Origin of the sequence: Rhizobium phaseoli (genome assembly GCF_010668805.1) — a bacterium.
GTDB classification, from domain to species: Bacteria; Pseudomonadota; Alphaproteobacteria; order Rhizobiales; family Rhizobiaceae; genus Rhizobium; species Rhizobium phaseoli_A.
Window position 1 is genome coordinate 406,138 of the sequence record NZ_WUFT01000003.1, and the last position, 15,615, is coordinate 421,752.

Here is a 15,615-nt window from a genome sequence, read left to right on the forward strand (position 1 = left end):
CGCTTTGCGCTTTGCCTGGGAAAACCGCTGCACACTTTGCGCGACATGCTTTAGTCTCATCCGCATGGAGCCGATCGATGGCAAAACACGGACGGAGTTCTTGCGGGCGCAGCTCTTGCGGCCGTTTTCCGTGCTTGCCGATTTTCTCTATCCCCCGGCCTGTTCCGTCTGCGGTATTTCGACCGGCGGCCATCGCGGGCTGTGTGCGAAGTGCTGGTCCGGCATCCGCTTCATCGAACGGCCCTATTGCGAGGTGCTCGGCATTCCCTTCTCGCACGATCTCGGCACCGGCATCCTCAGCGCCGAGGCGATTGCCCACCCGCCGCCCTTTGACCGGCTGCGCTCGGCTGCGACCCACGACCATGCGGTCCGCGATCTCGTGCATGGGCTGAAATATCGCGACCGCACCGATCTGGCGCCGATGATGGCTGCCTGGATGCTGCGGGCTTCCGACGGGACAGTCGAAAGCTGCGATGCGCTGATCCCGGTGCCGCTGCACCGCACCCGTATGCTGACGCGCAAATTCAACCAGGCAGCCGAACTTGCCCGCCATATGGCAAGGCTCTCGGGTAAGCCGCTTCTTGCCGCCACGCTGGTGCGCGTCAAGCGGACCAGCCAGCAGGTCGGCCTTGGCGCGAAGGCGCGCGAAGACAATGTCAGGGGCGCTTTCGCGATTGCCAAGGGTTGCGAAAACGACATTTTCGGCAAGCGCATCGTCCTTGTCGACGACGTCTATACAACAGGGGCGACGGTGGCTGCAGCAAGCCGGACGCTACGCAAGGCGGGCGCGGCCGAGATAACGGTTTTGACCTTTGCAAGGGCATTGTCCGAGCCTATATGACAGAAATACCCGGCATCGGTCTGGAGAGATTATGATACCCGTCACCATCTATACGCGGCAGTTCTGCGGTTTTTGCACCCGAGCCAAATCCCTTCTCGAAGAAAAGGGTGTCGACTATGTCGAGCACGATGCGACATATTCACCGGACCTTCGCCAGGAAATGATCGGCAAGTCGAACGGACGTACCACTTTCCCGCAGATTTTCATCGGCGCCGACCATGTCGGCGGTTGCGACGATCTCTTTGCGCTCGATCGGGCCGGCAAGCTCGATCCGATGCTGGCCGCCTGAGGAAGAGCCGATGAGTTTCAAGGCCGCCGCCGTCCAGATGTGCTCCGGGGTCGATCCGGTAAAGAATGCCGCGGCCATGGCACGGCTGGTGCGCGAGGCGGTTGCCCAAGGTGCGACCTATGTGCAGACGCCCGAAATGACCGGCATGCTGCAGCGCGACCGCACGGCGGCGCGCGCCGTGCTTGCAGACGAGACGCATGACGTCATCGTCAGGACCGGCTCGGAACTCGCCCGGGAACTCGGCATCCACATGCATGTCGGCTCGACGGCGATTGCGCTGGCCGACGGCAAGATTGCCAATCGCGGCTTCCTGTTCGGTCCCGACGGCAAAATTCTAAATCGCTACGACAAGATCCATATGTTTGACGTCGACCTCGACAATGGCGAGAGCTGGCGCGAAAGTGCCGCCTATACAGCCGGCTCCGAAGCGCGTGTCCTGTCGCTGCCTTTTGCCGAAATGGGCTTTGCCATCTGCTACGATGTGCGCTTTCCAGCACTCTTCCGCGCCCAGGCGGTTGCCGGCGCCGAGGTGATGACAGTTCCCGCCGCCTTTACCAAGCAGACCGGCGAAGCGCATTGGGAGATACTGCTCAGGGCACGCGCGATCGAGAACGGTGTCTTCGTCATCGCCGCCGCGCAGGCCGGCCGGCACGAGAACGGGCGGCACGAGGACGGCCGGGAGACCTTCGGCCATTCGATGATCGTCGACCCCTGGGGCACGGTGCTGGCATCGGCCGGCGCCACCGGTGAGGCGGTCATCATCGCCGAGATCGATCCCGCCGCGGTCAAGGCTGCGCATGACAAGATCCCGAATCTGAGGAACGGCCGGGAGTTCTCGGTCGAGAAGATTGCGGGGGCAGTCGCCGGAGGCGTCGCCGCTTGATCCGCTATTCCCTCAGTTGCGATAATACCCATGAATTCGAAGGCTGGTTCTCCGAAAGTGCCGATTTCGATCGCCAGGTCGCGACCGGTTTCCTGACCTGTCCGGTCTGTCATTCCGCCGCCGTCTCCAAGCTCTTGATGGCGCCTTCGGTGTCGACGGCGCGCAAGAAGGACGAGAGGCAGACGCTGGCGATGGATGCCATGCGTCAGGATGCCCTGCAAAAACTCAAAGAGGCGGTCGCGGCGGTCAAGGCCAATTCCGAGGACGTCGGCACGCAGTTTCCCGAGGAAGCCCGCAAGATCCACTATGGCGAGGCGGATGCCCGCGGCATTATCGGCCAGGCGACGGTCGACGAGGCGCAGGCGCTGCTCGAAGAGGGCATCGAGATCGCTGCCATTCCGGTGTTGCCCGAAGATGTGAACTGACATGCAATCCGCATGTCCTCTTTGCTCATACCGCCTGCCTATCGCGCTGCTGAAAATGTAGCCGGCTTACTAAGTCAACTGTGCCGGCCGCCTGGCCAGCAGCATATAGTTCACGTCCATATCCTTGGACAGGCTCCACTGGTTCGACAGCGGATTGAAAAAGACGCCGGTGCGGTCGGTGATTTCGAGGCCGCTTGCCGCCAATGGCTTTTCCAGCTCTTCCGGGCGCACCAGTTTTTCATACTGATGGGTGCCGCGCGGCAGCCAGCGTAAGATGTTCTCGGCAGCGAAGATGGCAAGGGCGGCCGCCTTCATCGTGCGGTTGATGGTGGCAACGAAGATCAGGCCGCCGGGGCGGACCATTTTCGCGCAGGTGGTCATGAAGAACTCGACGTCGGCGACGTGTTCGACCACTTCCATGTTCAAGACGATGTCGAAAGTTTCGCCGGCGTCCGCCAGTTCCTCGGCGGTAACGGCGCGGTAATCGACCGAAACGCCGGAGGCCTTGGCATGGGTCGAGGCGATGCCGATATTCTTTTCGGACGGATCGGCGCCGACGACGGAAGCGCCCATGCGGGCAACCGGTTCGGACAACAGGCCGCCGCCGCAGCCGATATCGAGCACACGCAGGCCGTCCAGCGGGCGAGCGCTCTTCGGATCGCCGCCGAAATTCTCGCAGACCTTGTCTCTTATATAGGCGAGGCGGACGGGATTGAACTTGTGCAGTGGCCTGAACTTGCCGGTCGGGCTCCACCATTCTGCCGCCATCGCCGAGAAGCGGTCCACTTCGCCCTGGTCGATCGTGCTTCTGGCGCCTTCCGTCATCGTCCACTCCTTGGTTCGTAGGATGTGAAGTCGGACGATCGCGGGCATAAGTCAAGGGGCGCAGACCCGGGGACCGATGAGCGCAAAGCCGGTCGCCAAACGCTTTTATCGCGCGCGCTTGCCTCCCCCCGCCAAACTCGCTAAGAGACGCCGCAACTTGGGGCCTTGAGGACCTAGGCTTTTTGAGCGGTTCCAAAAGTCGGGGGCGCGGCTCTCTGGCCAAGCGGTCCGTCCCAGAGCTTTCGTGATGCCGGGTCCGGTTTTCCGCTTTCCCGGCGCCAGTCGTGGTAGAGGCATATGGCACGCATCGTAATGAAATTCGGCGGCACGTCCGTCGCTGACTTGGACCGCATCAAGAACGTCGCCCGCCATGTCAAACGCGAAGTCGATGCCGGCCACGAGGTGGCGGTTGTGGTGTCGGCCATGTCCGGCAAGACCAATGAACTGGTCGGCTGGGTCCAAGGCATGCCGAAGGTGATCGGCGCCAATTCGCCGTTTTACGATGCGCGGGAATATGATGCGGTGGTCGCCTCCGGCGAGCAGGTGACCTCCGGCTTGCTGGCGATCGCATTGCAGGCGATGGATATCAATGCGCGCTCCTGGCAGGGATGGCAGATCCCGATCCGCACCGACAACGCGCATGGCGCGGCGCGCATCATGGAAATCGACGGTTCCGACATCGTCAAGCGGATGGGCGAGGGGCAGGTTGCCGTCATTGCCGGCTTCCAGGGACTGGGACCAGACAACCGCCTCGCAACGCTCGGCCGCGGCGGATCCGACACGTCGGCCGTCGCCATCGCGGCAGCAGTCAAGGCGGATCGCTGCGATATCTATACCGATGTCGACGGTGTCTACACGACCGACCCGCGCATCGTGCCGAAGGCGCGCAGGCTGAAGAAGATCGCCTTCGAAGAAATGCTTGAGATGGCCTCGCTCGGCGCCAAGGTGCTGCAGGTGCGCTCAGTCGAGCTTGCAATGGTGCACAAGGTGCGCACCTTCGTGCGCTCGTCATTCGAAGATCCCGATGCTCCGGGCATGGGTGATCTGCTAAACCCGCCCGGAACGCTGATTTGTGACGAGGATGAAATCGTGGAACAGGAAGTAGTCACCGGCATCGCCTATGCCAAGGATGAGGCTCAGATCTCGCTTCGCCGTCTTGCCGACCGGCCGGGCGTTTCCGCGGCGATCTTCGGGCCGCTCGCGGAATCCCATATCAATGTCGACATGATCGTCCAGAATATCTCCGAGGACGGGTCGAAGACCGACATGACCTTCACCGTGCCATCAGGCGACGTCGAGAAGGCGATCAAGGTGCTCGGCGACCATAAGGAGAAGATCGGCTACGATGTCGTGCAGAACGAATCGGGGCTGGTGAAAGTGTCGGTCATCGGCATCGGCATGCGCAGCCACGCTGGCGTTGCCGCTACCGCATTTCGTGCACTTGCCGAAAAAGGCATCAACATCAAGGCGATCACGACCTCCGAGATCAAGATTTCCATCCTGATCGACGGTCCTTATGCGGAACTCGCTGTCAGGACTTTGCATTCCTGCTACGGTCTGGATAAGAATTGATTCCCAGTGGGCGGCCTGCCCCTTCAGGTTGAGGAGACGAGGGCCGGCCCGCCGGGACTGAGTGCTTTGTTTCGGGAGCTTGAGACGCCATGAGAGACCTTTCCGGCGGTCCGCGCGTGCTGCTCAGGCGGCTGCGCGAGTTGATGGCGGAGCCGCTGGAGCCGCAGGATCGTCTTGACCGGATCGTCCGCCAGATCGCCGGCAACATGGTGGCCGAGGTCTGCTCGGTTTACGTGCTGCGCGCCGATGGCGTGCTCGAACTCTACGCGACCGAAGGCCTCAACCGTGAGGCCGTGCACCTGGCGCAACTGAAGATGGGGCAAGGCCTGGTCGGCACGATCGCGGCCTCGGCGCAGCCGCTGAACCTTTCCGATGCGCAGTCGCATCCTGCTTTCCGCTACCTGCCGGAAACCGGCGAAGAAATCTACCATTCCTTCCTCGGCGTGCCGATCCTTCGGACCGGGCGCTCGCTCGGCGTTCTCGTCGTGCAGAACAAGGCGAGCCGCAACTATCGCGAGGAGGAGCTGGAAGCGCTCGAGACGACGGCGATGGTGCTGGCCGAGATGATCGCCACCGGCGAGCTGAAAAAGATCACCAAGCCGGGCCTCGAACTCGACCTGACGCGTTCGGTGACCGTCGACGGCGACACCTATAATGACGGCATCGGCCTTGGTTACGTCGTGCTGCACGAGCCGCGCATCGTCGTTACCAACCTGCTCAACGAGGATGCCGAGAAGGAAATCCGGCGGCTGGCTGAAGCCATGGGCTCGCTCAGGATCTCGATCGACGACATGCTGTCGCGTCGCGACGTGTCGATGGAGGGCGAACACCGCGAGGTGCTCGAAACCTATCGCATGTTCGCGCATGACCAGGGCTGGGTGCGCAAGCTCGAGGAGGCGATCCGCAACGGCCTGACGGCGGAAGCGGCGGTCGAGAAGGTGCAGAGCGACACCAAAGCCCGGATGATGCGGTTGACCGACCCCTATCTGCGCGAACGCATGCATGATTTCGAGGATCTGGCGAACCGGCTGCTCAGACAATTGACGGGTTATACCGGGCGGACGACCGCCGAAGGTTTCCCCAATGACGCGGTCGTCCTGGCGCGTGCCATGGGGGCGGCCGAGCTGCTCGACTATCCGCGTGCCAATGTGCGCGGGCTGGTGCTGGAAGAAGGCGCGGTGACGAGCCATGTGGTGATCGTCGCGCGCGCCATGGGTATTCCGGTCATCGGTCAGGCAGCCGGTGTGGTGGCGCTCGCCGAGAACGGCGATGCCGTGATCATCGACGCCGACGAGGGACACGTGCATTTGCGGCCGATGGCCGATCACCGGCGTTCCTACGAGGAAAAGGTTCGCTTCCGCGCCAGGCGGCAGGAGCAGTTCCGGGCGCTGCGCGCCGTCGAGCCGGTGACCAAGGATGGACAGCGGATCGCGTTGATGATGAATGCGGGGCTGCTGGTCGACCTGCCGCAGCTTTCGGAATCGGGTGCCGAGGGCATCGGTCTCTTCCGCACCGAACTGCAGTTCATGATCGCCTCCACCATGCCGAAGGCGGACGAGCAGGAGCAGTTCTATCGTAATGTGATAAAACAGGCGGCGGGCCGGCCCGTCACCTTCCGTACGCTCGATATCGGCGGCGACAAGGTCGTGCCGTATTTCCGCGGCCATGAGGAAGAAAATCCCGCACTCGGCTGGCGCGCCATCCGACTGTCGCTCGACCGACCGGGACTGTTGCGCACCCAGTTGCGCGCGCTGTTGAAAGCGTCGGCAGACACCGAGCTGAAGTTGATGGTGCCGATGGTCACCGAGGTTTCCGAGCTGAAGATCGTGCGCGAGCTGTTGCAGAAGGAAGTGCAGCATCTCTCGCGCTTCGGCCACGGGCTGCCGCGCAAGCTGCAATTCGGTGCGATGCTGGAAGTGCCTGCACTGCTTTGGCAGCTCGATGAACTGATGGAGGCGGTCGATTTCGTCTCTGTCGGTTCGAACGACCTCTTCCAGTTCTCGATGGCGGTCGATCGCGGCAATGCGCGGGTCTCGGACCGCTTCGATCCGCTCGGTAAACCGTTTTTGCGCATTCTGCGCGATATCGTGCGCGGCGCCGACCGGAACAAGACGCCGGTAACGCTCTGCGGCGAGCTTGCCAGCAAACCGATCTCGGCGATGGCGCTGCTCGGCATCGGCTTCCGCTCGATCTCGATGTCGCCGGCCTCGATCGGACCGGTGAAGGCAATGTTGCTCGGGCTCGATGTCGGGGTGCTGACCAAGGCGATGGACGAGGTGCTGGACGATATCCACGCCATGATGCCGATGCGCGAGGTGCTTGCCCGCTTTGCCGAAAGCCACAATATTCCCCTTTAGACAGAGACTAAGAAGAATCGGAGTGAAGGGTGGCGAAGCTTCCCGTTGAAAAGATGCGCGAGCTGGAACGCCGTTTCGGCGAGATCGAAGCGCGCATGTCGGCCGGTCCGGCTGCCGATGTCTATGTGAAGCTCGCATCCGAATATTCCGAGCTGCAGCCCGTCGTGACGAAGATCCGCGCCTATGAGAAGGCGATCGCCGAGCTTGCCGATCTCGAAACGCTGCTCGAAGACAAGTCGGTCGACCGCGACATGCGCGACCTTGCGGAGCTGGAGCTGCCCGAGGTGAAAGAGCAGATCGAGGCGCTTGAGCAGGAGATGCAGATCCTGCTGCTGCCGAAGGATGCCGCTGACGAGAAGAGCGCCATCCTCGAAATCCGCGCCGGCACTGGCGGCTCGGAAGCGGCCCTTTTTGCCGGCGATCTCTTTCGCATGTACGAGCGTTTCGCGGCGGAAAAAGGCTGGAAGGTTGAGGTGCTCTCGGCAAGCGAAGGCGAAGCCGGCGGCTACAAAGAAATCATCGCGACGATCACCGGCCGGGGCGTGTTCGCCAAGCTGAAATTCGAATCCGGCGTGCATCGCGTCCAGCGTGTGCCAGAGACCGAGGCGGGCGGGCGCATCCATACGTCGGCCGCAACGGTGGCGGTGCTGCCGGAGGCCGAGGAGATCGACATCGAGATCCGCCAGGAGGATATCCGTATCGACACGATGCGCTCTTCGGGTGCCGGCGGCCAGCACGTCAATACGACGGACTCGGCGGTGCGCATCACCCATCTGCCGAGCGGCATCGTCGTCACCAGCTCGGAAAAATCGCAGCACCAGAATCGCGCCAAGGCGATGCAGGTGCTGCGTTCGAGGCTCTACGATGCCGAGCGGCAGAGGGCCGACAGCGAGCGCTCGGCCGACCGCAAGAGCCAGGTCGGCTCCGGCGACCGCTCGGAACGCATCCGAACCTATAATTTCCCGCAGGGTCGCATCACCGACCACCGTATCAATCTGACGCTCTACAAGCTCGACCGGATGATGGAAGGTGAGATCGAGGAGGTGGTGGATGCGCTGATGGCCGATTATCAGGCAAGCCAGCTGGCGCAGCTCGGCGAGCAGCAATGAGCGCGACGGTCGCCGATACGCTTGCCGAAGCGCGCCGCCGCTTCATCGAAGCAGGTGTCGCCGACCCGGCGACCGATGCGCGACTGCTTGTCGCGGGCCTTCTGAAACTATCGCCGACCGAGCTTTTGACGCGATCGTCCGAGAGGCTTTCTCTCGAGCAGGCGGAGTTGATTTTCAAGGCGGTGGAGCGCCGGCTCGGCCATGAGCCCGTGCATCGTATTCTCGGCGAGCGGGAGTTCTATGGCCTGCCGCTTCGGCTCTCAGTGGAAACGCTTGAACCGCGGCCGGATACCGAAATCCTGGTCGATACGGTGCTTGCCTATCTCAAGGACCTTGCAAAGGTACAAGACCGCCTCCATATTCTTGACATGGGAACCGGGACAGGGGCGATATGCCTTGCGCTTTTGAGCGAATGTCCTGAAGCGTCAGGTATCGGCAGCGACATATCGGCGGATGCACTTCGGACGGCAAGATCGAATGCAGAAAGACACGGATTGCAGGATCGTTTTCAAGCCGTACAGTCGAAATGGTTCGAGAGCATCCAGGGTTCGTTTCACGTGATTGTCTCAAATCCGCCCTATATTGCTTCCAATGTCATTCACGATCTCGCTCCCGAAGTGACGAAATTTGATCCGGTTGCGGCTCTGGATGGCGGCCCGGAGGGGCTTGACGCCTACAACGCTATCGCCAAGGATGCTGCAAGGTTCATGAGGCCTGATGGGGTTGTCGGGCTGGAAATCGGCTACGATCAGCGAAACGATGTGACGGCGATTTTTGAAGCGAAAGGCTTCAAATGCCTCAAATCCGTAAAAGATTATGGTCAGAACGATAGGGTGCTCGTGTTCGCGCTCGCGTGACAGGCGATAGTTGCTGCATTGAACGGGACATTGTTGTTATTGCGAAGAAAAGGCTTGGATTTCCCAGGGAAGCAATATAGGTTGCGGTTACGTGTTGGGCAGATGGGAATGAACGAGATTCGTTCGGTACTTGGTTTGCCTCGGGGGTCCGCTCTTTTAAACGAGAGTTTCAACGGTTGAACACGACCCAATGCGTGAATCAGTCAATCTGACTTGAAAACCAAGCGGCAGGTCGGCGCAAAGGCGCAGTATGCTCGCGGCACAAAGGTCCTGACCTGCTTTTCGGTCATGGCGGTTGGTGCCATGTATCCATCATAAACAGAGAATTCAGGTGAACGATCTATGAGGCCAGGACAGCAGAACAAGCGCGGTCGAGGGCGTGGTAACAACAATAACGGCGGCGGCGGCGGCGGAAGTAACAATAACAATAACAACAATTTCAACCGCAAGGGCGGCAATCCGCTGACCCGGACCTATGACAGTTCCGGCCCCGATGTGAAGATTCGCGGTACTGCGCAGCATATCGCCGAAAAATACGCACAGCTCGGCCGCGACGCCCAAAGCTCCGGCGACCGCGTGATTGCCGAAAACTATCTCCAGCACGCCGAACATTATTATCGTATCATCGCCAGCGCCCAGGCGCAGATGCAGGAACGCTTCCAGCGCGACGATCGCGGCGAATATGATCGCGATGGTTCTGACCGCGACGGTGCGGATCGGGACGGCGACGATATGGATAACAACGACAATGACGGCGACGATGTCGTTATCGTCCAGCCGCCGCAGAGCAGGCAGCAGCACCGGCCGCAGGCACAGCCGCAACCGGCGCCCGCCCCGGCGGCTGCACCGGCGCCCCAGCCCGAGATGATCGACGGAACCGGCCCGCAGCCGGAGATCGAAGGCATTCCGGCCGAGGTCGCCATGGATGAGGAAGGCTCCGCCGGTCAACCGCGCCAGCCCCGCCGTCGCAGCACCGGCAGCCGTCCCCGTCGCCCGCGCCGCGGCGCTGAGGGCGAAGCAGCCGCCGAGGGCGAGGGCTCGTCCGGCGAGGCGCCGGTACTGGCTGACGCCGCATCGGAATGAGAATTTCGCTTCTCCTTCAGGAGGAGCGTGAGGTTCATGCCATCTGTTAGAATTGCAACGAAAATCCCCGGCCTCGCGCCGGGGATTTTCGTTTTGTCGGCTCTTTAAACTCGCAGAACAGGGTACCATATTCTCCTCGACTGCTTCGCCCAAATCTGAGATGGGCCAAGCGCGGCCTGCCTTTTCAGGGGGTCGATCTCAATCATCGGTCTGCGCCTGATTTGGGCAGGGCGATTCATGGAGGTAGAATATGAATATCGAGAAATACTCCGAGCGGGTGCGCGGCTTCATCCAGTCGGCGCAGACCTATGCGCTGGCGCAGGGTCACCAGCAATTCACGCCCGAACATGTGCTGAAAGTCCTGCTCGACGACGATCAGGGCATGGCGGCGTCGCTGATCGAGCGCGCCGGCGGCGATGCCAAGGCTGCGCGCCTCGCCAATGACGCAGCGCTGGCCAAACTGCCGAAAATTTCCGGCGGTAACGGCAATATTTATCTGGCGCAGCCGCTCGCCAAGGTGCTCTCGACCGCCGAAGAGGCGGCGAAGAAGGCCGGCGACAGCTTCGTCACCGTTGAGCGCCTGCTACAGGCGCTGGCGATCGAATCCTCGGCATCGACCTTTTCGACGCTGAAAAACGCCGGCGTGACGGCCCAGGGCCTGAACCAAGTCATCAACGACATCCGCAAGGGCCGGACGGCGGATTCTTCCAATGCCGAGCAGGGTTTCGACTCGCTGAAGAAATTCGCCCGCGATCTCACCGCCGAAGCCCGCGACGGCAAGCTCGACCCGGTGATCGGCCGCGACGACGAAATCCGCCGCACCATTCAGGTGCTTTCGCGCCGTACCAAGAACAATCCGGTGCTGATCGGCGAACCCGGTGTCGGCAAGACGGCGATCGTCGAGGGTCTGGCGCTGCGCATTGTCAACGGTGACGTGCCGGAATCGCTGAAGGACAAGAAGCTGATGGCGCTCGACATGGGCGCGCTGATTGCCGGTGCGAAATACCGCGGCGAATTCGAGGAGCGGCTGAAGGCCGTGCTCAACGAGGTGCAGGCTGAGAACGGCGAGATCATCCTGTTCATCGATGAGATGCACACGCTGGTCGGTGCCGGCAAGGCCGATGGGGCAATGGACGCCTCCAACCTCCTGAAGCCCGCTCTTGCCCGCGGCGAGCTGCATTGCGTCGGTGCGACCACGCTCGACGAATATCGCAAACATGTCGAAAAAGACCCGGCGCTTGCCCGCCGCTTCCAGCCTGTTGTCGTCGACGAGCCGACGGTCGAGGACACGATCTCGATCCTGCGCGGCCTGAAGGAAAAATACGAGCAGCATCACAAGGTGCGCATCGCCGATGCGGCACTGGTGGCGGCTGCGACGCTTTCCAACCGCTATATTACCGACCGTTTCCTGCCCGACAAGGCGATCGACCTGATGGACGAGGCGGCGGCGCGGTTGCGCATGCAGGTGGATTCCAAGCCGGAAGAGCTCGACGAACTCGACCGCCGCATCATCCAGCTGAAGATCGAGCGCGAGGCGCTGAAGAAGGAAACCGACGTCGCCTCGGCCGACCGGCTGAAGCGGCTGGAGACCGAACTGACCGGCCTCGAAGAGGAAGCCGATGCGCTGACGGCCCGCTGGCAGGCGGAAAAGCAGAAGCTCGGCCTTGCCGCCGATCTCAAGAAGCAGCTCGACGATGCCCGCAACGAACTGGCGATTGCCCAGCGCAAGGGTGAATTCCAGCGCGCCGGCGAGCTGACCTACGGTGTCATCCCGGATCTGGAAAAGCAGCTGGTCGACGCTGAGAGGCAGGATGGCGAACGCGGCGCGATGGTGCAGGAGGTGGTTATCCCCGACAACATCGCCCATGTCGTTTCCCGCTGGACCGGCATTCCGGTCGACAGGATGCTGGAGGGCGAACGCGACAAGCTGCTTCGGATGGAAGACGAACTGGCGAAATCGGTAATCGGCCAGGGCGATGCGGTTCAGGCGGTGTCGCGCGCGGTGCGCCGCGCCCGCGCCGGTCTGCAGGATCCGAACCGGCCGATCGGCTCGTTCATTTTCCTCGGCCCGACCGGCGTCGGTAAAACGGAGCTCACCAAGGCGCTCGCCCGCTTCCTCTTCGACGACGAAACGGCGATGGTGCGCATGGACATGTCGGAATATATGGAGAAGCACTCCGTTGCCCGGATGATCGGTGCGCCTCCGGGCTATGTCGGTTATGACGAAGGCGGGGCGCTGACGGAAGCCGTGCGCCGCCGGCCGTATCAGGTCGTGCTGTTCGACGAGATCGAAAAGGCGCATCCAGACGTCTTCAACATCCTGCTGCAGGTGCTGGATGACGGACGCCTGACGGACGGCCAGGGGCGGACCGTCGATTTCCGCAACACGATGATCATCATGACCTCGAATCTCGGCGCCGAATATCTGACGCAGCTCAAGGACGGTGACGACAGCGATACGGTTCGCGAGGAGGTTATGGAGGTCGTGCGCGGGCATTTCCGGCCGGAATTCCTGAACCGCATCGATGAGATTATTCTGTTCCACCGGCTGAAGCGTGAGGAGATGGGCGCGATCGTCGATATCCAGCTGAAGCGGCTGGTGGCGCTACTGTCCGAACGCAAGATCGTCATCGACCTTGACGAGGAAGCCCGCCACTGGCTGGCGAACAAGGGTTACGATCCGGTCTACGGCGCAAGGCCGTTGAAGCGGGTGATCCAGAAGTTCGTGCAGGATCCGCTGGCCGAGCAGATCCTGTCGGGCCAGGTGCCTGATGGATCGACGGTGAAGGTGACGAGCGGTTCGGACCGGTTGCAGTTCAGGACGCGGCAGACGGTGAGCGAAGCGGCCTAAGCCGTTTCTCCGGATGAACGAGAATGGCGGCTTTGGCCGCCATTTCTGTTTGGCGGGGGCGAAACGACTGAACGGTTCATCTGCTTGCCGGCCATAGCGGCGATTACTTGCTCGCCACCTGATCTGCCGTCTGATTGTTCAGCAGCGTATCAATACGCTTGCGCTCGTCCTCGAATTTCGCCAGCGCCTCGCCTTGCAGCGATTTTCCGCCCGGCAGACGGATGCGCAAGGGATCGACCTTGGTGCCGTTGACGATCAGCTCGTAATGCAGATGGGGTCCGGTGGACTCGCCCGTCGTGCCGACCCAGCCGATCACCTGACCCTGACGAATCTTGGCGCCGGGGATAACGCCCTTGGCGATGGCGCTCTGGTGATTGTAGGAGGATTCATAGCCGTTGGCATGGCGGATGATCGTCTGGTTGCCGTAACCGCCGGAATCCCAGCCGGCTTTTTCGACCGTGCCGTTGCCGGCGGCGATGATTGCCGTACCGCGAGGAGCCGCCCAGTCGACACCGGTGTGCATGCGGGCGAAACCGAGGATCGGGTGACGGCGCATGCCGAAGCCCGATTTGAAGATGCCGTTCGGAACCGGGTTGCGCAGCAGGAACTGGCGGATGCTCTTGCCGTTCTCGTCGAAATAGTCGACCGTGCCGTCGTCGGGATCCTGGAAGCGGTAGAAGCGCGTCTGCGTGTCGCCGAAACGGGCGTTGACGTAGAGCAGTTCGGAATCCTCGGTCGCCTGGCCGGCGCTGTCGGCGACGGAGAAGAAGGCTTCGAGACTGTCGGTCGACCTCAGCTGCGCCTGGAAATCGACATTGCTGGCGAGCAGCTTGATGATCAGCGCCGTCATATCCTTGGTCATGCCGTAGGACAGGGCCGCGCGATAAATGCCGTCATAGACGCGCGGCAGGTTCTGGCCGGGTGGCGGCGCGAAGGAATTGTCATCGAAGGCGGTGGCGATGGCATCCAGCATTGGCGGCTCGCTTCCGGGCACGTATCTGCCCTTGTCGTCGACGGCGACGGTGACAAGATGGCGCGTGCCACGATAGACGCTGGCTCGGATGATCTTTGCCTGCTCGCCCTTCTGAATGATGCCGATCCGCAGCACGTCGCCCTTGTCGAGATCGGCGGAACCCAGTTGCTGCGAGATAAACCCGGCAATGCCATCGGCATATTGCTGCGGATAGCCGGAATCCGTCAGCGCCTTGGCAATCGGCGTGTCGACGCGGACGGGCAGGATGTCGTCGGCGAACTCCTCGGTCTGCGGCGTGATCGATTCCGATGCGGAAACGGTCATGTTCTGTTCGAGCACGCGAGCCGACAGGCCGGCGGTCAGATCGACATCGGCATCCTCATTGGAGAAGCGGCGCGGATCGACGTAATAAAGGGCTGCAAGCTGCGTGTTGCCATCGGTCAGCACCGAGCCATTGGAACGCACATTCTCTTCGACCTCTTCGAGCGACAGGCCGGACGCCATCTTCATGCTGCTCTTGCCGGTCGGGAAGGAAATGGTCTTCAGGCTGACTTCGGATTCGACATCGGAGCCGTAAAGCGCGCCGGTGCGGCTTTGCGGGGCGGGCTGCGGCTCGTCGGCGGAAAAGATCGCCAGGGGATCGAAGTCGGGATAGTCCTCGGTCGCCACATGGTTGGCGGCCAGCGTCATCTTCACATGCGCGAAGGGCTGGCGACGAACGACCTCTTTCTCGCCATCGTGGACGACGGTTGAAACTTCCATGATGGCACGGTCGGACGGTTTTGCGGCGATGGCGGGCGCGATCAGCCTTCCGCCGCGCACCACTGTCGTATCCTCGTGCGCGTCCGCGGCAGCACTTGCATAGGCCTCGGCGGGGATTGCCAGCTGCTGGCGGCCGTCAAGGGCGGCAAAAAGGGCGACGCCCATTAGGACGGAGGATGTAATGCCGGTGAGGAACGTGCCCGAGAGCCAGCGCAAGGAAACCTCGCGGCGGTCGGGCGCACGTCTGCCGTCGGCCAGAAGCGGAGGCTCGTTGCCCAACGAGCGGATCATCATTTTCTCCGTCATCATGGCAGTCGGGTCCGCGTCCTTACATTCGACGTCTCTGGAAGCATTTCTCGGCCATCCTGGCTGGGGCGAAAGATGTGCATATTATAGGCATGGAAGTCAAATCGCACAGGGAAAGGCAGTCTGCCTGCATTTGCCTGTGTGAATCGTGTGTCTCTTAAGACCAGCAGATTGTGATGATGTCGGGGCGCGGTGGAGCGGAAAAAGCATTCCTCCCCCAAAAAGTCGAAAGAGGTTCATTTTCCTGGCCGTGTCAGCTCGGTCGGAATCCGGGAAACGACTGCATTTCCATGCGGTCTGAAATTTCGCCTTCAAAAACAATAGTTTGAAAGAAAAATCAGTTTTTTCGAAAAGCGCTGTTGACTGTTTGGGAGGGTTAGTTCTATAAGCCCACTCACTGAACGAGGGCGGCGGCGCTGCTGGCGACGAAGTCTTTCGTTCTAAAGAAACTCAAGCGGATTAGCGATTGCTGGTTTGTGTTC

General features: G+C 61.6%; 12 protein-coding genes. 10 read left to right on the forward strand and 2 right to left on the reverse strand.

Going from position 1 to position 15,615, the window contains the following annotated elements; all coding sequences use genetic code 11:
• Window positions 1–64 precede the first annotated feature (64 nt).
• Genes GR197_RS07085 through GR197_RS07100 form a run of 4 tightly spaced genes read left to right on the forward strand, consistent with a single transcriptional unit; the run spans window position 65 to window position 2,438 of the window.
• Window positions 65–841, forward strand: a complete 777-nt coding sequence (locus GR197_RS07085; RefSeq protein ID WP_164007945.1) for a ComF family protein — start codon at window positions 65–67, stop codon at window positions 839–841.
• Window positions 842–872: 31 nt separating this feature from the next.
• Window positions 873–1,130 carry a glutaredoxin 3 gene (gene grxC / locus GR197_RS07090; protein WP_164007947.1) on the forward strand — a complete coding sequence of 86 codons (258 nt, stop codon included), beginning with the start codon at window positions 873–875 and terminating at the stop codon, window positions 1,128–1,130.
• 10 nt (window positions 1,131–1,140) lie between these two features.
• Complete coding sequence (locus tag GR197_RS07095; protein ID WP_164007949.1) at window positions 1,141–2,013, forward strand: carbon-nitrogen hydrolase family protein; 873 nt, start codon at window positions 1,141–1,143, stop codon at window positions 2,011–2,013.
• Window positions 2,010–2,438, forward strand: a complete 429-nt coding sequence (locus tag GR197_RS07100; protein ID WP_164007951.1) for a DUF1178 family protein — start codon at window positions 2,010–2,012, stop codon at window positions 2,436–2,438. The genes GR197_RS07095 and GR197_RS07100 overlap by 4 nt, the downstream gene beginning before the upstream one ends.
• Window positions 2,439–2,507: 69 nt before the next feature.
• Here GR197_RS07100 and ubiG read toward each other — a convergent pair whose 3' ends face one another.
• On the reverse strand, window positions 2,508–3,263 hold the full coding sequence (ubiG, locus tag GR197_RS07105; RefSeq protein ID WP_164007953.1) for a bifunctional 2-polyprenyl-6-hydroxyphenol methylase/3-demethylubiquinol 3-O-methyltransferase UbiG: 756 nt from the start codon (window positions 3,261–3,263) through the stop codon (window positions 2,508–2,510).
• Window positions 3,264–3,560: 297 nt separating this feature from the next.
• On the opposite strand from ubiG, the gene GR197_RS07110 reads away from it, so the two are divergent.
• From GR197_RS07110 to clpB, 6 genes are all read left to right on the forward strand, one after another.
• Window positions 3,561–4,835, forward strand: a complete 1,275-nt coding sequence (locus GR197_RS07110) for an aspartate kinase (RefSeq protein WP_003566987.1) — start codon at window positions 3,561–3,563, stop codon at window positions 4,833–4,835.
• Window positions 4,836–4,924: 89 nt separating this feature from the next.
• A complete protein-coding gene (ptsP, locus tag GR197_RS07115; protein ID WP_164007955.1) occupies window positions 4,925–7,192 on the forward strand; it encodes a phosphoenolpyruvate--protein phosphotransferase in 2,268 nt (755 codons plus the stop codon).
• Window positions 7,193–7,221: 29 nt separating this feature from the next.
• On the forward strand, window positions 7,222–8,301 hold the full coding sequence (gene prfA / locus GR197_RS07120) for a peptide chain release factor 1 (RefSeq protein WP_164007957.1): 1,080 nt from the start codon (window positions 7,222–7,224) through the stop codon (window positions 8,299–8,301).
• A complete protein-coding gene (gene prmC / locus GR197_RS07125; RefSeq protein WP_164007958.1) occupies window positions 8,298–9,158 on the forward strand; it encodes a peptide chain release factor N(5)-glutamine methyltransferase in 861 nt (286 codons plus the stop codon). Before prfA ends, prmC begins: the two co-directional genes overlap by 4 nt.
• Before the next feature lie 342 nt (window positions 9,159–9,500).
• Complete coding sequence (locus tag GR197_RS07130) at window positions 9,501–10,241, forward strand: DUF4167 domain-containing protein (protein WP_164007960.1); 741 nt, start codon at window positions 9,501–9,503, stop codon at window positions 10,239–10,241.
• Between the two features lie 250 nt (window positions 10,242–10,491).
• Window positions 10,492–13,092, forward strand: coding sequence for an ATP-dependent chaperone ClpB (gene clpB, locus GR197_RS07135; RefSeq protein ID WP_164007962.1), 2,601 nt, complete (start codon window positions 10,492–10,494; stop codon window positions 13,090–13,092).
• Between the two features lie 103 nt (window positions 13,093–13,195).
• On the opposite strand, the gene GR197_RS07140 is transcribed toward clpB, so the two are convergent.
• Window positions 13,196–15,136, reverse strand: coding sequence for a M23 family metallopeptidase (locus tag GR197_RS07140; RefSeq protein WP_164007964.1), 1,941 nt, complete (start codon window positions 15,134–15,136; stop codon window positions 13,196–13,198).
• Between the last annotated feature and the right edge of the window lie 479 nt (window positions 15,137–15,615).

What these genes read in the sequence shown, in the direction of transcription:
- GR197_RS07085 (WP_164007945.1), top strand. Translation starts at nt 65, where the DNA reads ATGGAGCCGATCGATGGCAAAACACGGACGGAGTTCTTGCGGGCGCAG.
- grxC (WP_164007947.1), top strand. Translation starts at nt 873, where the DNA reads ATGATACCCGTCACCATCTATACGCGGCAGTTCTGCGGTTTTTGCACC.
- GR197_RS07095 (WP_164007949.1), top strand. Translation starts at nt 1,141, where the DNA reads ATGAGTTTCAAGGCCGCCGCCGTCCAGATGTGCTCCGGGGTCGATCCG.
- ubiG (WP_164007953.1), bottom strand. Translation starts at nt 3,263, where the DNA reads ATGACGGAAGGCGCCAGAAGCACGATCGACCAGGGCGAAGTGGACCGC.
- GR197_RS07110 (WP_003566987.1), top strand. Translation starts at nt 3,561, where the DNA reads ATGGCACGCATCGTAATGAAATTCGGCGGCACGTCCGTCGCTGACTTG.
- ptsP (WP_164007955.1), top strand. Translation starts at nt 4,925, where the DNA reads ATGAGAGACCTTTCCGGCGGTCCGCGCGTGCTGCTCAGGCGGCTGCGC.
- prmC (WP_164007958.1), top strand. Translation starts at nt 8,298, where the DNA reads ATGAGCGCGACGGTCGCCGATACGCTTGCCGAAGCGCGCCGCCGCTTC.
- GR197_RS07130 (WP_164007960.1), top strand. Translation starts at nt 9,501, where the DNA reads ATGAGGCCAGGACAGCAGAACAAGCGCGGTCGAGGGCGTGGTAACAAC.
- clpB (WP_164007962.1), top strand. Translation starts at nt 10,492, where the DNA reads ATGAATATCGAGAAATACTCCGAGCGGGTGCGCGGCTTCATCCAGTCG.
- GR197_RS07140 (WP_164007964.1), bottom strand. Translation starts at nt 15,136, where the DNA reads ATGATGACGGAGAAAATGATGATCCGCTCGTTGGGCAACGAGCCTCCG.